The 21,541-nt window shown below is 70.9% G+C and carries 22 protein-coding genes and 1 pseudogene; 13 read left to right on the forward strand and 10 right to left on the reverse strand.

The features are described 5' to 3' along the window. Positions 1–105 precede the first annotated feature (105 nt). The gene (locus AB0L65_RS58250) at positions 106–1,290 is read left to right on the forward strand and encodes a hypothetical protein (protein ID WP_364265475.1); all 1,185 of its coding nucleotides are present in this window, start codon (positions 106–108) and stop codon (positions 1,288–1,290) included. A 266-nt stretch (positions 1,291–1,556) separates the two neighbouring features. Here the strand turns inward: AB0L65_RS58250 and AB0L65_RS58255 are convergent, their stop codons facing one another. Next, positions 1,557–1,949 (reverse strand): hypothetical protein, encoded by a 393-nt coding sequence (locus tag AB0L65_RS58255; protein ID WP_364265477.1) that lies wholly within the window; start codon positions 1,947–1,949, stop codon positions 1,557–1,559. Between the two features lie 87 nt (positions 1,950–2,036). Beyond that, a complete protein-coding gene (locus AB0L65_RS58260) occupies positions 2,037–3,260 on the reverse strand; it encodes an MFS transporter (protein WP_364265479.1) in 1,224 nt (407 codons plus the stop codon). Between the two features lie 82 nt (positions 3,261–3,342). On the opposite strand from AB0L65_RS58260, the gene AB0L65_RS58265 reads away from it, so the two are divergent. Further along, the gene (locus tag AB0L65_RS58265; RefSeq protein ID WP_364265481.1) at positions 3,343–3,888 is read left to right on the forward strand and encodes a CGNR zinc finger domain-containing protein; all 546 of its coding nucleotides are present in this window, start codon (positions 3,343–3,345) and stop codon (positions 3,886–3,888) included. A gap of 23 nt (positions 3,889–3,911) precedes the next feature. Here the strand turns inward: AB0L65_RS58265 and AB0L65_RS58270 are convergent, their stop codons facing one another. Next, positions 3,912–4,646 (reverse strand): helix-turn-helix transcriptional regulator, encoded by a 735-nt coding sequence (locus AB0L65_RS58270; RefSeq protein WP_364265483.1) that lies wholly within the window; start codon positions 4,644–4,646, stop codon positions 3,912–3,914. Between the two features lie 67 nt (positions 4,647–4,713). On the opposite strand from AB0L65_RS58270, the gene AB0L65_RS58275 reads away from it, so the two are divergent. Next, the gene (locus AB0L65_RS58275) at positions 4,714–6,066 is read left to right on the forward strand and encodes an MFS transporter (protein ID WP_364265516.1); all 1,353 of its coding nucleotides are present in this window, start codon (positions 4,714–4,716) and stop codon (positions 6,064–6,066) included. Positions 6,067–6,224: 158 nt separating this feature from the next. Here AB0L65_RS58275 and AB0L65_RS58280 read toward each other — a convergent pair whose 3' ends face one another. The 4 genes from AB0L65_RS58280 to AB0L65_RS58295 all read right to left on the reverse strand — a co-directional run bounded on the left by AB0L65_RS58280 (position 6,225) and on the right by AB0L65_RS58295 (position 8,801). Further along, complete coding sequence (locus tag AB0L65_RS58280) at positions 6,225–7,082, reverse strand: haloalkane dehalogenase (RefSeq protein ID WP_364265485.1); 858 nt, start codon at positions 7,080–7,082, stop codon at positions 6,225–6,227. An 11-nt stretch (positions 7,083–7,093) separates the two neighbouring features. After that, entirely contained in the window at positions 7,094–7,498 is a 405-nt protein-coding gene (locus AB0L65_RS58285) for a TIGR03618 family F420-dependent PPOX class oxidoreductase (RefSeq protein ID WP_364265486.1), read from the reverse strand. Further along, entirely contained in the window at positions 7,498–7,725 is a 228-nt protein-coding gene (locus tag AB0L65_RS58290; RefSeq protein ID WP_364265488.1) for a hypothetical protein, read from the reverse strand. The genes AB0L65_RS58285 and AB0L65_RS58290 overlap by 1 nt, the downstream gene beginning before the upstream one ends. A 194-nt stretch (positions 7,726–7,919) precedes the next feature. Then, positions 7,920–8,801, reverse strand: coding sequence for a helix-turn-helix transcriptional regulator (locus AB0L65_RS58295; RefSeq protein ID WP_364265490.1), 882 nt, complete (start codon positions 8,799–8,801; stop codon positions 7,920–7,922). A 103-nt stretch (positions 8,802–8,904) separates the two neighbouring features. On the opposite strand from AB0L65_RS58295, the gene AB0L65_RS58300 reads away from it, so the two are divergent. The 3 genes and pseudogenes from AB0L65_RS58300 to AB0L65_RS58310 all read left to right on the forward strand — a co-directional run bounded on the left by AB0L65_RS58300 (position 8,905) and on the right by AB0L65_RS58310 (position 11,677). Then, positions 8,905–9,432 carry a cyclophilin-like fold protein gene (locus AB0L65_RS58300; RefSeq protein ID WP_364265492.1) on the forward strand — a complete coding sequence of 176 codons (528 nt, stop codon included), beginning with the start codon at positions 8,905–8,907 and terminating at the stop codon, positions 9,430–9,432. Positions 9,433–9,493: 61 nt separating this feature from the next. Beyond that, a pseudogene (locus AB0L65_RS58305) lies at positions 9,494–10,344 on the forward strand (zinc-binding dehydrogenase). Positions 10,345–10,399: 55 nt separating this feature from the next. Then, positions 10,400–11,677 (forward strand): multidrug effflux MFS transporter, encoded by a 1,278-nt coding sequence (locus tag AB0L65_RS58310; protein ID WP_364265494.1) that lies wholly within the window; start codon positions 10,400–10,402, stop codon positions 11,675–11,677. A 61-nt stretch (positions 11,678–11,738) separates the two neighbouring features. Here AB0L65_RS58310 and AB0L65_RS58315 read toward each other — a convergent pair whose 3' ends face one another. After that, the gene (locus tag AB0L65_RS58315) at positions 11,739–12,359 is read right to left on the reverse strand and encodes a hypothetical protein (RefSeq protein WP_364265496.1); all 621 of its coding nucleotides are present in this window, start codon (positions 12,357–12,359) and stop codon (positions 11,739–11,741) included. 236 nt (positions 12,360–12,595) lie between these two features. Between AB0L65_RS58315 and AB0L65_RS58320 the strand changes: the two genes are divergently transcribed. The 3 genes from AB0L65_RS58320 (at position 12,596) to AB0L65_RS58330 (ending at position 14,845) form a co-directional block, all read left to right on the forward strand. Beyond that, positions 12,596–13,117, forward strand: a complete 522-nt coding sequence (locus AB0L65_RS58320) for a MarR family winged helix-turn-helix transcriptional regulator (protein WP_364265498.1) — start codon at positions 12,596–12,598, stop codon at positions 13,115–13,117. A 100-nt stretch (positions 13,118–13,217) separates the two neighbouring features. Further along, positions 13,218–13,883, forward strand: coding sequence for an SDR family NAD(P)-dependent oxidoreductase (locus tag AB0L65_RS58325; protein WP_364265500.1), 666 nt, complete (start codon positions 13,218–13,220; stop codon positions 13,881–13,883). Positions 13,884–13,903: 20 nt separating this feature from the next. Continuing rightward, complete coding sequence (locus AB0L65_RS58330; protein WP_364265502.1) at positions 13,904–14,845, forward strand: SDR family NAD(P)-dependent oxidoreductase; 942 nt, start codon at positions 13,904–13,906, stop codon at positions 14,843–14,845. A gap of 46 nt (positions 14,846–14,891) precedes the next feature. Here AB0L65_RS58330 and AB0L65_RS58335 read toward each other — a convergent pair whose 3' ends face one another. Beyond that, complete coding sequence (locus tag AB0L65_RS58335) at positions 14,892–15,746, reverse strand: helix-turn-helix transcriptional regulator (RefSeq protein WP_364265504.1); 855 nt, start codon at positions 15,744–15,746, stop codon at positions 14,892–14,894. 128 nt (positions 15,747–15,874) lie between these two features. Between AB0L65_RS58335 and AB0L65_RS58340 the strand changes: the two genes are divergently transcribed. Further along, positions 15,875–16,681, forward strand: a complete 807-nt coding sequence (locus tag AB0L65_RS58340; RefSeq protein WP_364265506.1) for a GyrI-like domain-containing protein — start codon at positions 15,875–15,877, stop codon at positions 16,679–16,681. Then, positions 16,678–17,688, forward strand: coding sequence for a BtrH N-terminal domain-containing protein (locus AB0L65_RS58345; protein WP_364265508.1), 1,011 nt, complete (start codon positions 16,678–16,680; stop codon positions 17,686–17,688). The genes AB0L65_RS58340 and AB0L65_RS58345 overlap by 4 nt, the downstream gene beginning before the upstream one ends. Here AB0L65_RS58345 and AB0L65_RS58350 read toward each other — a convergent pair. Next, positions 17,680–19,101, reverse strand: coding sequence for an FAD-dependent oxidoreductase (locus AB0L65_RS58350; RefSeq protein ID WP_364265510.1), 1,422 nt, complete (start codon positions 19,099–19,101; stop codon positions 17,680–17,682). The two genes, AB0L65_RS58345 and AB0L65_RS58350, sit on opposite strands and share 9 nt — an antisense overlap. Before the next feature lie 84 nt (positions 19,102–19,185). On the opposite strand from AB0L65_RS58350, the gene AB0L65_RS58355 reads away from it, so the two are divergent. Further along, positions 19,186–19,809: a TetR family transcriptional regulator gene (locus AB0L65_RS58355; RefSeq protein WP_364265512.1), complete on the forward strand. Its 624-nt coding sequence runs from the start codon at positions 19,186–19,188 to the stop codon at positions 19,807–19,809. A gap of 17 nt (positions 19,810–19,826) precedes the next feature. Next, positions 19,827–21,080 carry a M14 family zinc carboxypeptidase gene (locus AB0L65_RS58360; RefSeq protein ID WP_364265514.1) on the forward strand — a complete coding sequence of 418 codons (1,254 nt, stop codon included), beginning with the start codon at positions 19,827–19,829 and terminating at the stop codon, positions 21,078–21,080. Positions 21,081–21,541 lie beyond the last annotated feature (461 nt).

The following is a 21,541-nucleotide window of genomic DNA, read 5'->3' on the forward strand; positions in this document are numbered from 1 at the left end:
TGTAAGCACTGTGGGTCGCCGATCGAGCAGCGGCGGGGGAGGGGTCGGCCCAAGGCGTACTGCCCTGAGAAGGACTGCCAGGCGGCGGCCAAGCGGGAGCGGGAGTTGCGGCGGGCCACGCCGGGGCTGGAGGGGGCGCTGGCTAGGGCCGAGCAGTTGTACGACCGGATGGAGAGCGGGCTGACCGCCGCCATCGAGCCGCTGGCGCGGGCGCTGGCTGCGGAGCTGAGTCCGGCGGGGGTCGAGGCGAAGCTGAGCGCGATGCAGGCCGAGGCGCACACGCGCGTGGCGATCGCGCGTACCGAGCGGGAGCAGGCGTTCGAGCAGGTACGGCTGGCGCGCGAGGCCGCCGAACACGCCCGCAGGCAGACGGCCGAGATGCGGGTACGGCTCGAAGAGGCGCAGGCCGAGCGCGAGACGGCACTGGGGGATGCCGAGCGGGCGCGGGAGCAGGCGTTGGCCGCGTTGCGGGAGGCCGCGAGCACCGAACGACAGGCGTTGCAGACGGCCGAGGAGGCCAAGCTGCGCGCGAAGACGGCCGAGCGGCGGGCTGAGGAGGCGCTGCATCGGGGCGAGTTGACGGAGCAGGCCAGGGACCAGGTCGTTCATGAGCTGGCCGAGCGGGCTGAGCTGGCCGAGCGGCGTACGGCTGAAGTCATGGAGCAGGCTGAGCAGCGCACCGCCGAGGCGCGGGCGCAGGTCGTACAGGCTCAGGAGGAGGCCGAGCGGGCACGGGAGGAACGCGACCGGGCCCGGGACGAGACGGCGGCGGCGGTTCGGGAGCGTGAACAGGCCGAACGGAAGCTGATCGAGGCGCAGACCCGCGCGGAGGCGGCGGCACAGGAGCGGGACCGGACGGTGGAGCGGGCCGTCACGGCCGAACGGGCGGCGGCGGAGGCCGAGCGGGATCGGGCCGTGGCCCTCAAGGAAGCCGAACGCGATCGGGCCATGACGATCAAGGAAGCCGAACGCGATCGGGCCGTGGCACTCAAGGAGGCCGAGCGGGACCGGGCGGTGGCGCTCAAGGACGCCTCGCAGGCGGCGGCCGAGGTGGAGCGGCTGGAGGGGAAGGTGGCGGAGGCTTCCGCGTCGCTGACCCGGGAGCGCAAGCTGGCCTCCCGGGAGAAGTCCCGGGCTGATGCCGCGGCGAAGGAGCGCGACGGGCTGCTGGCGGAGCTGAGACTCGAGCGGATGCGGCTCGAGGATCTGCGGGCCGAGTTGGAGGCGGCACGGGCGGAGGCGGCGCAGCTGCGGGAACGGGCGGTGGCCGCGGAACTTCGCTCGTCCTAGACGGCCCAGGACTCCCAAAGCTGCCCCCAAGGGTGGGTGGCTACTTAGGGTGTGCAGCGGGTCGTTGGGACAGACTCGTTGAGGTCGGCAACGCCAGAAGCGGTGCTTCAACCGAATCGGATGACCTCGCCGAACTCGCCGCCGCGGCGGGCGAGAAGGCCCCTGACACAGTCGCGGCCACCGTGCTCACGCTCGCAGACGGAGCCGCCTGCGTCCGCGTCGGCCTCGGCGACCCGACCGCCGCCAGGCTTGCACGAGAGGCGGCATCACGCCTGCTGACACATCGCTGACCACGGCGACAGCCCCACAACCCCACGGCTACTGTGGCCGCCCAGCGGCGCTGCAGCGTCACTGCACCTGCCGACCGGCCAGAGGCTGACGGTTCGAGCCGCGGCCGACGTCTTCCTCGACGCGCTGGGCAACTCCAACACCGTGCGTGCCCACGCGTCGGCGTCGGCAGGACCGCGCTCCGGGTCGGCGAGCACCGCCCGCTCGCGGCGGTGGCCGACGACGAGATCGGCGTCCGGGAAAGGACCCTCTACCGGTTTCTGTATGAGACCGCCGCCCGGGCCGAGTTGGTCGAGATGCGGCGGCTGCCGAGGGGCGATCACCGCGTGATCGAGGATGATGACCGGATCCAGGCCGGGGTGCCTTCCCATCGTCCGCCACGTTGCCCAATGACCGGGGAACGAAGCGTCCGCGCCGACCAGCTCGGGCCGAGGTGTGATCGCTGCCTTGCCAGACGATCAGTTGTCGGCTACGTGATCAGATTCACCTTCGGCCGGGACCGCGGCGGGTGTCGGCAGGGGCGCCGCGATCCGACTGGCGACGGCGGCCAGGATGGCACCTGCCATGGCTGCGATCGCGGCGGCGCCGAAGGCGGCCGCGCCGGTGTCGTGGGGGCCGGTGAGCTGGCCGGCGACGGCGGTGCCCAGGCCGTAGCCGGCCCAGGTGAAGGTGTTGAGCCAGGCGAAGACCTCGGTGCGGTAGCGGGCGGGGGCGTGTTCGGCGAGCAGGGTCGGCACGACGGCGTCGCGTGGCCCGGTCACCAACCCGACGAGCGTGATCAGTACGGCGAGTGTCATGAAGCCGGGTGCCCAGCTTCCGGTGAGCAGGACGGCTGCCTCGGCGAGCGAGAGCAGGACCAGCAGGCGCCCGCTGGTGACGGGCCAGGCACGCGCGCCGTACCCGAGGGTGCCCAGGAGGGCGCCGGCCGACAGCAGGCCCATCAGCACGCCGGCGGAGGAGGCGGAGCCGAAGACGGTGGCCGAGGCGACCGTGGCGATGCGCAGGCAGCCGAAGGTGAACGTGCCCAAGGCGGCGATGGCCAGCAGCACGAGAACAGGCCGGTGGGTGAGCGGCCCGGCCAGATGGAGCCTGCCCGGCGGGGTGGAAGCGGTCTGTCGTATCGCAGGGGAGGCCAGCAGCAGCGCGGTGCCGAGCAGGACGGCGGCGCCGGCGGCAGTCACCACGCCCTGGGCGGGGACGGCCCAGGTCAGGACCGGCACGAGCAGGGGGCCGGCGATGAAGGTCAGCTCGTTGACGGCGTTGTCGACCGCGTAGGCGGCGGGCAGGGAGGTGGCGGGGACGAGGCGTGGCCAGGCGGTTCTGATGACGGATCCGGCGGGCGGGGTGGTGGCGCCGAGCAGTACGGCGGCGCCGATCATCAAGGCGGGCGGGGCGAGCAGGAGGAGAGCGTAGGCGAGGGCGTGGGCGACCAGGTAGCCCGTCAGCGCCCGGCGGGGGCCGTACCGGTCGGCGATGCGCCCGCCGACGGGCGCGCACAGGGCCAGGGCCAGCGCGTGGCCGGTGAGCACGAGGCCGGCGGTGGCGTAGGAGCCGAGCCGGTCGACGGCGGCCAGCAGCAGGGCGAGGCTGAGCACGGGCGTGCCCAGCTTGACGATGAGCCCGGCGACGAGCAGGTGCGGCACGCCCGGTAGGGCGAACAGGCGGCGATAAGGTGCGAACATGGCGGACTCCGTTACCATCTAACTGGATTACGCCTATGACACACGGAAGGGTGTTACTGGTCAAGTGGAGATAGCCTGTAACGTGACTCGGCAGGCACCGCTGATCGCCGAGTTGGTCAACCTGGCCACGGCATACCGGCGGGGCGGCGCCTCGGTGCAGCCACTGACGGGCGAGGACCTGGCTACTGCGTTCGCCGCCCACCTCGGCGACCGCACGAGTGCGGCCCTGCGCGACGTCCCGGACGCGGGGCGGCGCCTGGCCGAGCTGGCCACCGAGCTGCGGCAAGCGCTCCTGGCCGAGCAGCCGGCCGAGCAGGCCGCCCGCATCAACGCCATGATCCGCAGGTACGGCGCCCAGCCGTACCTGGTCGAGGATGTCGGCCAGCCCTTCCACCTGCACTTCCACGGTTCGGGTGGCACCCAGGTGGAGGGACTGGGCGGTGAGTTCGCCACGGCGCTGGCCCTCATCGTGGACGGCTTCGGCCCGGATCGCTTCGGGGTGTGCCAGGCGCACCAGTGCGAGGCGGTCTACGTCGATCTGACCCGTAATGGGTCGCGTCGTTACTGCAGCGCCGCGTGTACGGCTCGCGCCAAGACCGCCGCCTATCGCAGCCGCCGCCCAGCCTGATCAAGGCTTGAATTCAACGACATTCAACGACTGAGCAGGTAGCGCCGGGGCGTGGTGCCGACCGTGCGGCGGAAGGCCGCCAGGAACGCGCTCGCCGTGGCGTACCCCACGCTGTGCGCCACCCGCGACACCGGCTGGCCCTCGGCCAGCAGCGGCAGGGCGGCGCGCAACCGTACCTGCGTACGCCAATGGTCGAAGCTCATGCCCACGTCGCGCACGAACAACCGTGTCAACGTCCGCCTGCTCACGCCCGCCGCGCGGGCGTGCGCCTCCAGACTGCGCGGGTCGGCGGGGTCGGCCAGCAGAGCGGCCGCCACCACCTGAACCCGCTCATCGGTGGGCTGCGGCACGTCGATGGGGCGGGTGGGCAGCGGGCGCAGCAGGTCGGGCAGCACGGCCTCGGCGCGCAACCGCGCGTCGTCGGCGAGGTCGGTGCGGGCCAGGTACCCGATCAGCTCGGCCAGCAGGCCGTCCACGCCGACCGCGGTGGGCTCGGGCCAGTCCAGCGGGCAGCGCTCCGGCGCCAGATACAGGCTGCACAGTACGGCGTCGCGGGTCGCGCCGGTCGCGTGCGTGACCCCTGCGGGCAGCCACAGTGCCCGGGTGGGCGGCAGGACCCAGTACACCTCGCCCACTTCGACGCTCAGGACGCCGCGCCGGGTCCAGGCGAGCTGGTGGTGGGTGTGATTGTGCGGGGGGATCCACTCTCCCGAGGTCAGCGGGAAGTGCCCGACGATGATCGCGCCCATGTCCTCCATACGACATAGTTTGGCCTCATCGCGAATTGTGGCCAAACGCGGCGGATCATAGCGTCGTCGGGTGCCGATGATTGTGTTGTGTCTTGTCCAGTTCATGCTTGTTCTCGATGACACCGTCGTGAGCGTGGCCCTGCCCAGCATCCGCGATGAGCTGGGCTTCAGCGCGTCCGGATTGCCCTGGGTCGTCAACGCCTACTTCCTGGCCTTCGGCGGTTTGCTGCTGCTGTGCGGCCGCATGGCGGATCTGCTGGGCCGCCGCCGCGTCTTCCTCATCGGGGTGGCGCTGTTCGGGGTGGCCAGTCTGGCGTGCGGGCTGGCGCAGGAGCCGTGGCAGCTCGTGGTCGGGCGGTTCGTGCAGGGAGCGGGTTCTGCGATGGCCAGTCCTGCGGCGATGTCGATGATCACGTTGCTGTATCCGGGGCCGGAGGAGCGAGCCAGGGCGCTGGGTGTCTGGGGCGGCATCGCGGCCCTCGGCGGGACCTCGGGCCTGGTGCTGTCCGGGGCGCTGACCGACCTGGTGTCCTGGCGCTGGATCTTCCTGATCAACCTTCCCGTCGTCGCCGTGGCCCTGGCGTCGCTGCCCCGCCTGGTCCCCGAGTCCCGCGCCCCCGGGCGGCGCAGCCTCGACGTTCCCGGCGCGGTCCTGGTCACGGGTGCCGCGGTGTCGCTGGTGTACGGGTTGCTGCGGACCGGAGAGACCGGTTGGAGCGATCCGCTCGTCATCGGCGCGGTCGGGCTCTCCGCCGCCTTGGCGGTGGTGTTCCTGGTGGCCGAATCGCGGGCGGCGGCGCCGTTGGTGCCCAGATCGTTCCTGGCCTCACGTACGCGGGCGGTCGCCAACGGCGCGACCCTGCTGTTCTCGATGGCGATGTACGCGATGTCGTTCCTGCTGATGATCCAGATTCAGACCGCTCTGGGATACAGCCCGCTCGTGGCCGGCATCGCCTATCTGCCCTACGGCGGCGGCATCCTGGCGGGCATGTGGCTGTCCTCCCGCATCTCCCTCAGGATCGGGACGCGCTGGGCGCTCCTGCTCGCCTTCCTCATCAACATCGCCGGTTTGCTGCTGCTGTCCGGCGTGGCGGCGGGTGACTCCTACGCCGCCCATGTCCTGCCCGGCATGCTCATCCTGAGTGTGGGCAACGGGCTGAGCCTGCCCGTCATGGCCGCGACCGCGGTCGACGGCACCACCGAGGAGGACGCCGGTCTCGGCTCGGCCCTGTTCACCTCGGTCCAGCAGATCGGCGGCGCCGTCGGGGTGGCCGCGCTGGCCGTCATGGGCTATTCGGGCGGGCTCACGGCGGGCGCGATCTGCGTGGCGCTCGGGGCCGTACTCATCGTCGTGCTGCTGCCCTCGCGTACCGGCGGGACGCGACAGCCCTATCAGCCGTCCGCGCCCGGGCGGGCCGACCGAGGGTGACGCGCTCCTTGAAGCCCCCGGTCGTGCACCGCGACCCCGGCCGGGCGTGGTTCGCGGGCCGCGGATCTGGAGCTCGATGAGCAGGCCCACACCGTACGCCGGGCCGGGCAGGCCCCGGCAGCGATGGCCATGGCGCAACCGGGCGCCGGCAGTTTGCGCTAGCCCGCCAGTTTGGCCAGCCAGCTCTCGATGTCCGCCGCGATGGTCAGAGGCTGGTCCTCCGGCGTGTGATGCCCGGCGACCTCCTCGTGCTCCACGATCTCCAGCGCGGCCACGTTCTTCGCGCACCAGGCGACGGTCTCCGACGTCCACATCGTGCCGATGCCGGGACGGAACCCGATCATGAGCTTCGGCACCTCGACGCTGGTCGCCAGCCACCGGTCGAACGCCTCGATCCTGGCCACGACGTCGGCCGGCTCTCCGCCCAGCGGCAACGAGCGCGCCCAGCGCAGCTGCGGCAGGCGGCTCTCCCTGGTCGGGTACGGCTGCGTGTACGCGGCCATGTCCTCCTCGGTGAGCGGGGTGGTGACAGTGGTGGGCAGGCCCTGCCTGAGGAAGGCGTCATCGTCGAGGATCATGGACTCGCCCATGCCCTCGGTCTTGATCGCCCGGAACAGGTCGCGGCCGTCCTCGGGGAGCTCGTCCCAGCTCATCGGCTTGACGATGGCCTCGGTGAAGGCGATCCCGCGCACCCGGTCCGCGTGGCGGGAGGCCCAGTCGAAGGCCAGCGCGCCGCCCCAGTCGTGGCCGACCAGCACCACGTCGTCGAGGTCGAGGGCGTCGAACCAGGCCTCCAGATAGCGGGCGTGGTCGGCGAAGGTGTAGTCGATGGCGGGCTTGCCCGACTCGCCCATGCCGATCAGGTCGGGAGCCAGGAGACGGCCGTGCCCGATGGCGGGCATGACGTTGCGCCACAGATAGGAGGAGGTGGGGTTGCCGTGCAGGAAGACGATCGGCGCGCCGGCGCCGAACTCGCGGTAGTGCATGGTGGAGTCGAGCACGTTCTGAAAAGGCATGTCGGATCCGTTCAGGTGTTGAGTGTCATGATGCGGCCCACCGCGATCTCGATCACGACCCGGCCAGGCGGCGCGGGCGGCGGCGAACCATAACGTCGGAGGTAGCGGCGGGCAGCCTCGGCCACCCGGCGCGGATCGTCGGACACCGTCGCGGTGCCCTCAAGGGTGACCCAGCGGAACCCGTCGACCTGGCAGAGCGCGGCGCGGCCGCCCCGTACCAGGTTGCGGGCCTTGCGCGAGGCGGCGACGGTCAGTACGCGGGCCATCTCCCGTTCGCCGTCCCAGGTGAAGCGCACCGCCACCACGTGCGGGGACCCGTCGGGCCGCAGAGTCGTCAGCGTGGCCACGCGGGGCTCGGCCAGGAAGGACTCCACCGAGCCGGTCGGGCTCGTGGTGGGGGCTCCACGCGGTCCCATCAGCGGGAGGCCGCGGCGCGCTCGCGCGGGGTGAGCGTGTATGTACGCCCCGTGTGCCCACCTTCCCGCAGCCCCAGGGCCGCGAGGTCGTCCGGGTCGATGGTCGGCGGTGCGACGTCGCCGAACGGCGCGGCGGCCGTGCGATGCGCGGGGATCGGCTCACCCCGAGCGTTGGGGTGAACGCCGTTCGGCCGGCTCCCGACGCCCTGAGAGGACAGCAGAACCACCCGACGGATTCCACCCGCCTCGGCGTCCGTGACAACGATCATAATCCTGCCTCGCAGAGTTAGTGAGTTGACTGACTCAATTACGAACCATAGTGGGTGAAGAGAGCGGATGGAACCTCCAAGCCCCAAGCAGATCGAGCGGTTGGTGGGCGCGTTGCAGGAGCTGATCGCTGTATCCGACCCGGACTTGTGCGTCAGGTGCGCTCGATGTGCGGGTGGTCGGTGTGCTCGTGTGTGGCGGCCCAGGAGGCGAGCAGGCGGAGCGCGTCCTCGGACGGGGAACCGGGTTCGGCTGCGTAGATCGTCATGGACAGGTCGGGCTCGGCGCGCAGGTCCATGCTTTCGTAGGTGAGGGTGAGGTCGCCGACGATGTGGTGGCGGAAGTGTTTGACGCCGGTGCCGTGGGTGCGGACATTGTGGGCTCCCCAGCGATGACGGAAGTCGTCGCTGCGGGTGGAAAGTTCGCCGACCAGGTCGTGCAGGATCTTGTCGTGCGGGTCTTTGCCGGCGGCGGTGCGCAGGTTGGCCACGGTCATGTCGGCGGCCAGGTCCCAGTCGGGGTAGAAGCGGCGGGCTGCGCTGTCGAGGAAGGTGAAGCGGGCGAAGTTCGGCGGCCGGGTGGGATCGGCGTAGAGGTCGCTGTACATGGCCCGCCCCAGGTGGTTGGCGGCCAGCAGATCCGATCGGTTGTTGCCGATGATCGCCGGGGCGGTGGTGATGGCGTCGAGCATCCATTGCAGGCCGGGACGTGCCGTCGGCTGCTTGGGACGGCGCCGGCGCAGGATGGCGTTGCTGCCGTCGGCCTCGTGTGCGAGGCGGAGCAGGTGAGCGCGTTCGGCGTCGTCCAGCTGCAGGGCTCGGGCGATCGCGTCGAGGACGCCGGCCGAGACTCCGGCCAGGGAGCCGCGTTCGAGCTTGGCGTAGTACTCCACGCTCATCCCGGCCAGGGCGGCGACCTCGCTGCGCCGTAGTCCGGGGACGCGGCGCTGGCCGGCGACGGGCAGGCCCGCCTGCCCAGGGGTGATCTTGGCGCGTCGTGAGGTGAGGAATTCGCGCACATCGGACCGGTTGTCCATGACATGACGGTACGCCAGCCCCTGGGCAGGTTGGGATGTACTGGTAGTACATCCATCAGGAGTGACTTCCTCGCTCCTGGGCTGCTCGGATGTGCTGGTTGCCATGACCGATGCCGTGACCGTTGCCGCCTGGACCCGCGGCCTGGCCCGTGCTCTGCTGGCCGCCCCGCTGGCCGCCGTCCTGGCCGGGTGCGCGCTCCCGGCGAACCCGCATGTCTCCGGGCCGCTGTCGACCACGGCGAGCGTCACTTCGGGAATGGCTGTGGTGCTACGGTTCGGCGACCAGGCCGTCACCGCGGCCCTGACCGACACGCCGCCGTCACGGCAGTTCGCCGCGATGCTGCCGTTGACCCTGCAGTTGACGGACGCGTGGGGACAGGCAAAGGCAGGGCGGCTGCCGCGCGCGCTCACGGCCCAGGGCGGTACTCCGGTTCACGATCCCACCCCGGGCGAGGTCTACTTCTGGCCCTCGAGCGGAGTGATCGCCGTCTACTACGACGATCTCGGCCAGGTGGTCCCTGATCCGGGCCTGGTCCGCCTCGGCGTCGTCAAGACCGGCTTGGACAGGCTCGCCGCAGCGGGCAAGCAGGTCACGGTCCGGATCGAGCCGGCCGCCGCGACCGGCTCTTGACCTGTCCGTTCTGAACCGGCGGCCGTCTCCATCACCGCCTATCGAGGAAGGTGCTCTTCTCATGCATGTTGCCGTCATGACCGCCCCCGGACAGGTCCTGGTCGAGGACCGTCCCGAACCGCAGATCATCGAGCCGACCGATGCGATCGTCCGCTTGTCGGCGACTTGCATCTGTGGCTCGGACCTGTGGCCGTATCGGGGCGTGGAGAAACTGGACGGGCCGCGGCCGATGGGCCATGAGTACGCCGGCATCGTCTCGCCGACGGCACGCTGATCGCCACGCCCGACGTCCCCTCGGACGACCTGATCCCCGGCTTCCTGGCCGCCTCCGACGTGCTGGGCACCGGCTGGTTCGCCGCGGTGGCCGCCGCGGCCGGCCCGGGCAAGACCGTCGCGGTCGTCGGCGATGGCGCCGTCGGGCTGCTCGGCGTACTGGCGGCCAGGCAACTCGGCGCCGAACGCATCATCGCGATGAGCTGGCACGAGGCCCGCCAGAACCTCGCCCTCGCCTACGGCGCCACCGACATCGTCACCGAGCGCGGAGAGGAAGGCGTCACCCGGATCAAGGACCTCACGGACGGGCTCGGCGCCCACAGCGTCATCGAGGCCGTCGGCACCCAGGAGTCGATGATGCAGGCCATCGGCTCCACCCGGCCTGGCGGGCACGTCGGCTACGTCGGCGTCACCCACGACGTGCACCTGCCCGGCATGGGCCTGTTCTTCTCCCACGTGCACCTGCACGGTGGCCCCGCCCCGGTGCGCCGCTTCCTGCCCGAGCTGATGCAGCTCATCTGGGGGCGGCAGATCGACCCGGGCAGGGTGTTCGACCTCAGCCTCCCGCTCGACCAGGCCGCCGACGGCTACCGGGCGATGGACGAGCGCCGTGCCATCAAGGTGCTGCTGTGCCCGTAAACCCGGCGACACCGGCCGGGAGCGATCGACGCAGCGAGCATATGGAAGGAACAGCGTGACCGGCACGCCAACGAACACCGGCCCGGCAGCCCCTCTCCCCGGCAACCTCAGGGCAGCCAGGCGCGAACAGGCCGTCGAGCGCCCCCTCGCGATCGTGCTCGGCCTGCTCACGATCTTCGGTCCCATCTCGATGGACCTCTACCTGCCCGTCCTGCCCGCACTGACCGCCGAGCTGCAATCGGCCACCTCGACCGCGCAACTCACCATCACCGCCTGCCTGTTCGGGCTGGCCCTCGGACAGCTCGTCGCCGGTCCCCTGTCCGACCGGTACGGCCGACGCCGCCCTCTGCTGGCCGGCGTCGCCGCGTACGTGCTCACCTCGGCGTTGTGCGCCATCAGCCCCACCATCGAGACGCTCATCGCCGCCCGATTCGTCCAGGGCCTGGCCGGCGCCGTCGGCATCGTGATCGCCCAAGCCGCCGGCCGTGACCTCTACTCCGGTCGCGCACTGGTGCGGTACTACGGCCGGCTGACCGTGCTGGCCGGGCTGGCGGCCATCATCGGCCCGGTCATCGGCGGGCAGCTCGCCTCCATCACCGACTGGCGTGGGCTGTTCCTGTTCCTCGCCGCGGTCGGCGTCGCCATCCTCCTGGCCTCGATCGTCGTCCTGCGCGAGACGCTGCCGCGCGAGCAGCGCGTCACGGGCGGGCTGACGCCTATGGCCCACGACTTCCGGCGGCTACTCGCCGACCGGGTGTTCCTCGGCGCGGTGCTGGTCAGCGGCTTCACCAACGCCGCGATCTTCGCCTACCTCGGTGGTGCCACCTACGTCCTGCAGGGCATCTACCGGCTCTCGCCGCAGCAGTACTCCTTCGCGTTCGGCCTGAACTCCCTCGGCTTCATGGTGTTCGGCTACCTCGGCGGCCGGCTGGCCGAACGCTGGTCGGAGCGGAAAAGCCTGGCGATCGGACTGGGCATGTGCTCGGCCGGCGCGGCCGGACTGCTGGCCGCCGCCGTGCTGCACCTGCCTCTGATCGCCGTCGTCCTGTCGCTGTTGGCGATGGTCAGCGGCGTCGCCGTCACCTCCGCACCCGCGGCCTCGCTCGCTTTGTCCGGCTACCCCGACATCGCCGGCACCGCCTCCTCCCTGCTGGGCGTCGCCCGCTTCGCGTTCGGCGGCCTGTCCGCGCCTCTGGTCGGCCTCGGCGGCGCCGACACCGCCGTCCCCCTCGGCCTCGTCACCCTCGTGTCCGCCGGCCTCGCGGTGACCGCCTGTACCCTCGTCATCAAGCCCCGGCGTCGCGACCGGCAGCTCAGGCGGGTTCCCTCATGACCGCCTGCGGCGGACGTTGGCTGCAGAGCGGCCGCCGTTGACGATGATGGACGCCACGGCCTCAGGCCGCCGGCCGCAGGACGTAGTCGTAGGTGAGGGTGCGGTACGGCACGCTGAGGCCGCGGGCCTGGTAGTCGGCCGGATCGTCGTGGAGTTCGGTCCTCTTGACCGCGGACTGGGGGATGGGGCCCTCGATGGTGCCGCTGAGGAGTGGGTCGCCGTCGAAGTAGATCTGGGTGGTCAGCGGATGGACACCATCGGCTGAGACGATGGCGTGAATGTGCAGGGGACGCATGCCTGGCAGTTCCAGCGCCCTGGTCAGGGCGGCCAGCGGGCTGCCGTCCTTGTCGATGCCGAGTGTTTCGGCGCCGGGCATGACGCTGCGGAACTCGTAGTGGCCGTCGCTGTCGGCGATGATCCTCGCCCGGAGGTTGTACTTGGGGATGCCTGTCGAGTCGTTGGGGATGTCGAGACCCCCGAAGTCCTCGGTGGTGAGTCCTGAGTAGACGCAGTTCGCGTCGATCTGCCAGATGTCCAGGATCGCGCCTGGCAGCGGCTCGCCCGAGGTGGACCGCACCGTTCCCGAGACGATCAGCGGGTCGCCCGGCTCGTCCGGGCGCATCGGCAGCACGGCGGGGCTTTCCAGCAGCGGGGCGCCGGGGATGTAGGCCGGGCCCTCCATCTCCCAATAGATCGCACTTCCTTTCGTGAACCTGGATGGCGTCTACGCGGGGGCGCGGCCGGCTTCGCCTTCGGCCGGGTCGGCTTCATGCCGCCCACCAGGAGGAACACGGCCCAGAGAGCCGCGTTCATGGCCTGTCATAACTACAACCTTGGAGTGAAGCTAACACAAGATTACTCCAAGCTAAAAGTGATCGAGAGTTGTGAGTACTCCAAGCTTGGAGCTAGGCTGACGGCATGGACGACACGAGGGAGACGCGCTGGCTCGATGCCGAGGAGCAGCAGAACTGGTACGCGCTCGCGTACGCGCTGATCCGCCTACCGGCCGCGCTGGACGCGCAGATGCAGCGTGATGCGGGCATCAGCCACTTCGAGTACCTCGTGCTGTCCGGGCTGTCGATGATGCCCGAGCGCACCCAGCGGATGAGCGAGTTGGCCGTCTACACCGCCAGCACCCTGTCCCGGTTGTCCAACGTCGTCATCAGGCTGGAGAAACGCGGCTGGGTGTCGCGCAGGCCGGATCCGGCCGACGGCCGCTACACCCTGGCCACCCTCACCGAGGACGGCTGGGCCAAGGTCACCGAAGCCGCACCCGCGCACGTCGCCGAAGTCCGCCGGCTCGTCTTCGACCCGCTGACCAAGGCCCAGCAGCAGCAGATGGGCCGCATCGCCCAGCGCGTACTCAAAGCCATCGACCCCGACACACCCAGCATCGAGGACTGCTTCCCCGACGCCGCACCCCCGCTCAACGGCGAGTAACACACCCGCCAGATCCCGCCTGCGGACGCCCGCCGCCCCCAGGCGTAGTTCGCCGTGCCCGCACGCGGCGTTTCCCGTACGCACGACAAGGAGTTGACGCATGCCCACCATCGCCACCGTCGGAGCCGGGCCCGGCATGGGCCTGTCGATCGCCAAGGTCTTCGGCCGTCACGGGTTCCAGGTCGCCCTGATCGCCCGCAGCAAGGACAACCTCGACGCCCTCGTGGCACAGCTGGCCGCGGAGGGCATCACCGCAGCCGGCTTCCCCGCCGACGTCTCCGACCTGCCGGCGCTGACCACCGCGCTGGCCCAGGCCACCGACCACTTCGGCGGCGTCGACGTCCTGGAGTACTCCCCGCACGGCGGCCTGACCATGGTCAACCCGCCGGAGGTGACCGTGGACAACCTCCAGCCCGCGATCCAGCACCTCCTCTACGGCGCGGTCACCGCCACCCAGGCGGTGCTGCCCGCCATGCTGGCCGCCGGCGCCGGCACCCTCCTGTACACCACCGGCGGCGGCGCGATCAACCCGTACCCGATGCTCGCCACCATGAACACGGCGCAGGCCGCCCTGCGCAACTGGGTCCTCAACCTGCACAACACCCTCGCCGACCAGGGCATCCACGCCGCCACCGTGGCCATCAACCTCCTGCCCAGTGTCGCCGCCCCCGAAGGCGTCCCGCACGCCGACCCGGACGACATCGCCCAGATCTACTGGGACCTCCACACCCGCCGCGACCGGCCCGAACACCTCGTCACCGCCTGACGACCAAAGGGATCGCGATCATGACCACTCGCATCACCACACCGTTCACCGCCACCTCGACCGCCGCCGAAGTGGCCGCCGGCATCGACCTGTCCGGCCGCCGGGCCATCGTCACCGGCGCATCGTCCGGCATCGGCGCCGAGACCGCCCGTACGCTGGCCGGCGCCGGCGCCGAGGTGACCCTGGCGGTCCGCGACCCTGCCGCAGGCGAGGACATCGCGCAGGACATCATCGCCGGCACCGGCAACAAGCAGATTCACATCGCGGTGCTGGACCTCGCCGACCAGACCTCGGTGGCGGCGTTCGCCGCCGCCTGGCAGGGCCCGCTGCACATCCTGGTCAACAACGCCGGGATCATGGGGGTCCCGCTGACCCACACCCCGGACGGCTGGGAGCTGCACTTCGCCACCAACCACCTGGGCCACTTCGCGCTGACCACCGCCCTGCACCCGGCGCTCGCCGCGGCCGGGGACGCCCGGGTCGTCTCGGTCAGCTCCTCACAGCACCGGCTCTCCCCGGTCGTCTTCGACGACCTCCACTTCCAGCGGCGACCGTACGATGCGCACGCCGCCTATGGGCAGTCGAAAACGGCCAACGCGCTGTTCGCGGTCGAGGCCGCCCAGCGGTGGGCCGGCGACGGCATCGCCGTCAACGCCGTCATGCCCGGCGTGGTCCGCACCAACCTGATGCGCCACGTCGACCGTGACCTGCTGGCGCAGTTCGAGGCGAGCGGCGCCCCCGCACTGCCGTGGAAAACAGCGGAACAAGGAGCCGCAACCTCCGTTCTTCTCGCAACCTCTCCGCTGCTCGCGGGGATCGGTGGCCGCTACTTCGAAGACTGCAACGAGGCCGAGCCACTGCGCCCGGACAGCCTCCACGGAGGCGTCGCCGCCTACGCACAAGACCCCGACCAGGCCGCACACCTCTGGCAGATCTCCACCGACCTGCTCGCCGGCGCGTGAACGCCCGACTCGACCCGGCCGTCCCGTCAGGATGAAACGGCGGCCCTCATCGATGACTGCGGTGTGCGGTCTCCGGGCCGACGACACGGAGGAGCTCGAGAGCCTCGATGCTCTTGGATCCGGGCGGCGGCGTGAAGAGGCGCAGGCGCTGGTCCGCGGCCTGCGTCTGCAGCATCTCATAGTCGAATTCGACGGGCCCGATGGACGGATGCATGACGCGCAGCCGGCTTTCGCGGCGTACGGCGACCTCGTGCCGCTGCCAGAGGGCGGCGAACTCCTCGCTCGCCGCCTCGAGCCGGTCGATCAGGGAACTGGAGGAGTGATCGTAGCCGCGGCGCGTCGCGGCGGCACGCAGGTCCGCGACGTGCAGGCGGCTCAGGCGGTCGTGTTCCTCGGTGGGGTACGGCTCGCGCACGAACGGGTCGGTGAACCAGCGCCACACGATGTTCCGGTCCGGTTCTTCGATCGTGCACACGCATCCGAACAGGGCCTCGGCCAGGGGGTTCTGCGCGAGCAGATCGCCGAGATCGGTGAGGAGCTGGGCGGGCGTGTCGCCCAGCCGGTCGAGCAGGTAGAGCAGGCCGGGACGGACGTGATTTCCGGCGCGCGCCCCTTCGGGCGGGCGGTGGCCCGCCAGCAGGTAAAGGTGATCTCTTTCGTCCTCGGTCAACCGCAGTGCCCGGGCGAGCGCGCTCAGTAGCTGGGCCGACGGCTGGGAGCTGCGCGCCTGCTCGAGCCGCATCACGTAGTCGGCCGACACCCCGGCCAGCTGGGCCACCTCTTCGCGGCGCAGGCCGGACGTGCGGCGCCGCGGTCCGGCGGCCAGGCCGACCTCCTGCGGCCGGAGCCGCTCGCGGGAACGGCGAAGGAAGTCCGCCAGCTTGGCGCGGTCCATCTTCATGCCATCCATCCTCGGTGCCTCGGCCCACTGCTTCTGCCGCGCACGCTTATGACGGCCGCGGCCGCCGTCGCGGGTCCAACGGGTACGGCGTTGGACTCTCCCATCGTGGGAGGGTCCACCATGGTGACGTGCAAGGCGAACTTCTCACCATCGGGCGCTTCGCCCGCCTCTGCCGACTCAGCGTCAAGCAGCTACGGCACTACGACGAGACGGGGCTGTTGGCCCCGGTCCACGTGGATGCCGGCTCCGGCTACCGCTATTACGCGCCTGAGCAGGCACGCGATGCCCTGACCATCGCCCTGCTGCGCGAAATGGATCTTCCCCTGGCCGTGATCGCCCAGGCCCTGGCCGCCGAGCCCGAGTCCAGGGCGGAGCTCCTGCGCGCTGAGCGGGACCGGCTGGCCGAACGGATCAGCAGGGACCAGGCGCGGATGAAGATGCTGGAGCGGCTGGCGGAGGGCGGCCTGCCCGGCTATGAGGTGACGATGGGCAAGGAGCCGGAGCGACGGCTGGCGGTGGCGCGCGCGGTCTGCGCCCCTGCGGAGATCGGGGAGACGTTCGAGGAGTGCGTGAGCCGGCTGCTGCCCGTGCTCGGCAGGGCGGGGATCGCGTGGGAGCCGCCGCTGTGGGCGCTGTACCCGCTGGATCTGGAAGAGCGGATGGAGATCGCCGTCGGAGCGCAGACGTCGCAGGGGGAAGAGGTGCCCGGCCTGGAGTTCGTGGTGCTGCCCGGCGGACCCGTGGCCGAGACCGTGCACATCGGGTCTTACGCTCAGCTGCCCTTGGCCTACAACGCGCTCTTCGCCGCCGTCCACGAGCGCGGGCTGCGTCCGCAAGCGCCCGTACGTGAGGCCTATCTCGTCGGGCCGGCAGAGGCCCCGCAGGAAGAACTGATGACCCGGCTGATCATCCCCATCCAGGAGAGCAAGGCATGACGAAGGTGAAAGACGTCGACAGCCGCGGTACACAGCACTGCGAGACGACGGCTCTGGGGGTGCTGCTGCGGCACCAGGGACTCGATCTGTCCGAGCCCATGCTCTTCGGCCTCGGCTCCGGCCTGTCCTTCATCTACTGGGACAGCAAGAACATGGACTTCCCCTTCCTCGGGGGCCGGGTCAAGCCGTTCGACCTCACCAGGAACCTGGCCGCCAGGCTCGGACTGGAGCTCGTGGTCCAGGAGACGGCCTCCCCCCGTAAGGCATGGGAGAACGTGGCGGCGCCCATCGACGCCGGCCGCCCCGTCGGGCTGCAGCTCGACAGCCACCACCTGGAGTACTTCAGGTCGAAGGTGCACTTCGGCGGTCATGTCGTCGCCATGTACGGATACGACGACCACGACGCCTACCTGGTGGACACCGACCAGCAAGGCGGAGCGGTATCCACCAGCCTGACCACGCTCGCCCAGGCCAGGGCCGCGCGCGGCCCGATGACCGCCAAGCACCGGTCCTTCACCCTCACCGTCCCGAGGAACCTGCCTTCCCCGCAGGCCCAGATCATTCCCGCCATCACGGCCTGCGCCGACGCCTTCCTCAACCCACCCATCGCCAACGTGGGGCACCGCGGCATCGACAAGGCCGGCAAGCTGGTACGCACCTGGCTCCAGCGGACCGACGACCCGCGGCGGGACCTGCCGCAGGCCGCCCTCCTGATGGAGAAGGCCGGCACCGGCGGCGCCCTGTTCCGCAATCTCTACCGCGACTTCCTCGCCGAATGCGTCCACCTGCTCGACAGCAGCGACCTGCGTACCGGCCACGAGCTGTACGCCGAGGCAGCCACCCTGTGGACGGAAGCCGCGGCACTGATCACCAAGGCCGGTGAAGCAGGCGAGGCGCAGTACCTCGTCCAGGCGGGCGACGTCCTGAGCGATCTTTCCCGCATGGAACGCGAGGCCATGCGGGCGCTGAGCCGCCTGGGGAGTGAGACCCATGCGGCCCTACGTTAGGAGGGACCAGCACGGGTTCCCGACGAGGGCGTCCAGGTCGGGAACCGCGTCCGCCGCCCAGGCCGCGTAGCCGTCGGGGCGGACCAGAATCGCGCCGGGCAGGCCGTCCACCGGCCGGCCGCGCGTGGCAGCGAGGTCGGGCGGGAGGATCCCGGCCAGGTCGAGCAGGACGGGCCGGCCGGCCAGGAACAGCGACGGGTCCAGGCCGGCGACCCGGTGACCGACCAGCGGGTGGTCGCCGGGCAGGTCGTAGGAGTGCGACAGCCCCGACATCAGGCCCGCCAGGTGTCTGTTGGCCTCGGGCAGGCGCATCAGGTCGGTGAAGACCTTGCGCAGCTCGACGGCGTCCGCGTCGGGCCGGGGGGTGGCGAAGACTCGCTGCGCCTGGGTGATGTGCAGGACCCAGGCCCCGGCCGGGTGGCGCTCGGCGTGGTAGCTGTCCAGGAGGTCCGTCGAGGCTTGGCCCCGCAGTACGGCGGCCAGCTTCCAGCCCAGGTTGAAGGCGTCCTGAACCCCCAGGTTCAGGCCTTGCCCACCGAAGGGCGGGTGGATGTGCGCGGCGTCGCCGGCGAAGAACACGTTGCCCACCCGGTAGCTGTCGATCTGCCGGGTGGCGTCGCTGAACCGTGAGGCGTTGTCCACGGCGGCCAGCACGGTCTGCTCGCCGTACACGACGCGCAGCAGTTCGGCGATCTCCTCGAACGTGACCGGCTTGTCCTTGGCCGGCTCCTCCTCGCCCGCCGCCCCGCCGGTGAACCGGTAGCGGCCGCCGCCCAGCGGCACCAGCATCACCCAGTGGTCGTCGACCTCGCGCGTGAGCGTGCTGATGTGCCCGATCGTCTTCGGCACGAGGTCGGACACCGACGACAGCCGCACGTCGGCCAGCACCGCCGTGTACGTTCCCGGCCTGCCGGGGAACGGCACGCCGAGCAGCTTCCTGACCGTACTGTGCCCGCCGTCGCAGGCCACCAGGTAGCGGGCCTCGATCCGCCGGTCGCCGGCCGTCACGACCACGCCGTCGTCCGACTGCTCCACCGCCGTCACCGCGCTCTCGCGCAGCACCTTGACCCCCAGCGCCGTGGCGCGCTCCTCCAGCACCGCCTCGATCTCCCCCTGCGGGATCGAGAGCGGATACGGATGCGCGGTGTCCAACGCCGTGCAGTCGAGCGGTACGGGCAGCATCGCGAAGTGCCCGCCCGCCGGCTCGCGTGACAGCGCCCTGGCCTGCATCGGCTCCAGCAGGCCGCGCAGCTCGAGCAGTTCTTGTGTGCGCGGCTGGATCGCGCCGCCCTTGGTCTGCTCGATCCGGTACGGCAGGCGCTCCACCACCAGGACGTCCACGCCGGCCAGAGCCAGCTCGCAGGCCAGGGCCAGCCCGGTGGGTCCGGCGCCCGCCACGATCACTTCGGTCATCGTTCCTCCAGAATTCTCGACCGAGTGCAAATATATACCCGACGCGACAAACGTACGAGTGCAGATTTTTGATACCGTGGAGACATGACAGGGCTGCGCGAACGCAAACGGGCACGGACCCATGCCGCCATCTCGGAAGCCGCCATCTCGCTCTTCCTTGAGCGCGGGTTCGACCAGGTGTCGGTGGCGGAGGTGGCAGAGGCCGCCGAGGTGTCGAAGCGGACCCTGTTCGCGTACTTCCCCGCCAAGGAGGAGCTCGTCGTCCACCGCTTCGCCGACCACGAGACCGAGGCGGCCCGCGTGGTGCGCGCCCGCCCGCCGGGGGTCGGGCCGCTGGCCGCCCTCCGCGACCATTTCCTGGCCGGCCTGCGCGACCGCGACCCGATCACCGGCCTCAACGACGTCCCGGAGATCCTCGCGCTCATCCGCATGATCTCGGATACTCCGGCGCTGCGGGCGCGGGCGACCCGCTTTCAGGAGGGTTCGGAACGGGCGCTCGCGGAGGCGCTCCAGGAGGTTGACGGCGTTCCCGCCCTGACCGCGCGCGTGGCGGCCACCCAGGTGGTGGGCGTGCACTGGCTGTTGTCGATGGACAACTCCGGGGCGCTGGCCGGCGGCCAGTCCGCCGAGGAGCGCTATCCGCAGGCGGTCGCCGACGCCGAGCACGCCTTCACGTTGCTGTCCGAGGGCCTGGCCGGGCACGTATAGCGAGCCGACCGCCGCGTGTGCTGTGGGTAAGGTCAGGGCGGTCCGAGCACGTCCGGCGCGACCAGGTACGGTCGCGCCGCATCGGCGCCTCGCGGCTGGGCGACCCGCTGCACGCCGTGACGGTCGGCGACGGCCCGGCGGACGCGGTGATCATCGCCGGACCGCATCCCAACGAGCCGGTCGGCGCCCTGACCGTCCTCGCGTTGGTCAAGCTGCTCTGCCGCGACCAGCGGCTGCGGACGGAGCTGGGCTTTCGCTGGCACATCGTTGCGTGCGCGGATCCAGACGGAGCCAGGCTGAACGAGGGCTGGTACGGCAGGCCCGGCGACCGCCGCGCCTACGCGGAGCACTTCTACCGCCCCGGTCTGGCCGACCAGGTCGAGTGGACCTTCCCGCTGGCCGGTGCGGACTACTCCTTCGACCGTCCGCTGCCGGAGACGACCGCGCTGATGCGCCTCATGGACGAGGTACGCCCGTCGCTCGTCTGCTCGCTGCACAACGGCGAGTACCAGGGCGCGTTCTTCTACCTCAACCGCCAGGATGCGACGCTGGCCGAACGGCTGGCCGCCCTGCCCGGCCTGGAAGGCATCGGATTGCACCACGGAGAGCCGGAGCTGCCCGGCGCCGAACCGATCGTTCCCGCCGTCTACCTGACTCCGCCCGGCTCGCAGGTGGGCCAGGCTTTCGGCGCGGGCGGCAGCAGCGCCGACTACGCGGCCGCTTTCGGCGCACTCCACCTGGTCACCGAGGTGCCGACCTGGGCCGACGAACGCGTGGCCGACCAGGGCCCCAGCGGCCGCCCGTACCGGGAGATCCTGGCCGGGGGAGCGGCGGCCCGGCGCGAGGTGATCGACACGATGCGGGCGGGCATGCGGGCCGTTGCCGACGACCTGAGCGTGCGCTCGCCGTTCCGCCGCTCGACCGAGAGCACGCTGGCGACCTTCCGCAAGCTCGGCGAACTCGAAGAGACCATGCCCGATCAGGACCGCACGGCCACGGTCGCCGAGGAGTTCGGCAACCGTCAGGCACTGCACCTGATGCGGCTGCGCCTGCTCGGGACATTCCTGCGCGCGCTCGACGCGGAGATCGCCGCGGGCAACCTGACGCCGGCCATCCGCGAGCAGCGCCGCCTGCTCGCCGAGCGCTTCGAGACGTGGTACGGCCAGGCCGAGGCCGACCCTCCCGGCCCGCCGATCGAACTGCGCAAGCTGGTCGCCGTCCAGCTGGGCGCCGTCCTGACCGCCGCCGCGCACACGGCACCGAACCGTTGAGGAAGAGCACCACCATGGATGTCAAGACCGCGATCGCCTCCGAACGCCGGGAACTGGCGCAGCTGCTGCAGGACCTGCCGCCCGCCAGGTCGTCATCCACGGCTTGGACATCACCGTCGCCCTCGGCATCGACCGGTACGTCGCCGCCTGAGCGAACAAGCACGGCGGCGACGCCATCCGGTCGCCTGATCATGCCCGCTGCCGGGAGGAGGACAACCTCAACGCTTGATCACCCCAATGAACAAGCTGTCCCTGTTTTCATCCGCGTGGGGAGTCCGGGGCGCCGACCGTGCTCGCCTGCCTCAGGCCATGCGGTCCTACCTGGCGCCGACCGACGGGCCGCCGACGGCTCTGGCCGACTCGGTGCTAGGGCATGTATTGAGTCGTGATCAATGGGTGGTTTCGGGTGAGGTCCTTGATCCAGATCATTGAGGCGCGCAGGTAGAGGCCGGCGAGGTAGC

The organism is Nonomuraea sp. NPDC052116, from assembly GCF_040680035.1.
Lineage (GTDB): Bacteria > Actinomycetota > Actinomycetes > Streptosporangiales > Streptosporangiaceae > Nonomuraea > Nonomuraea angiospora_A.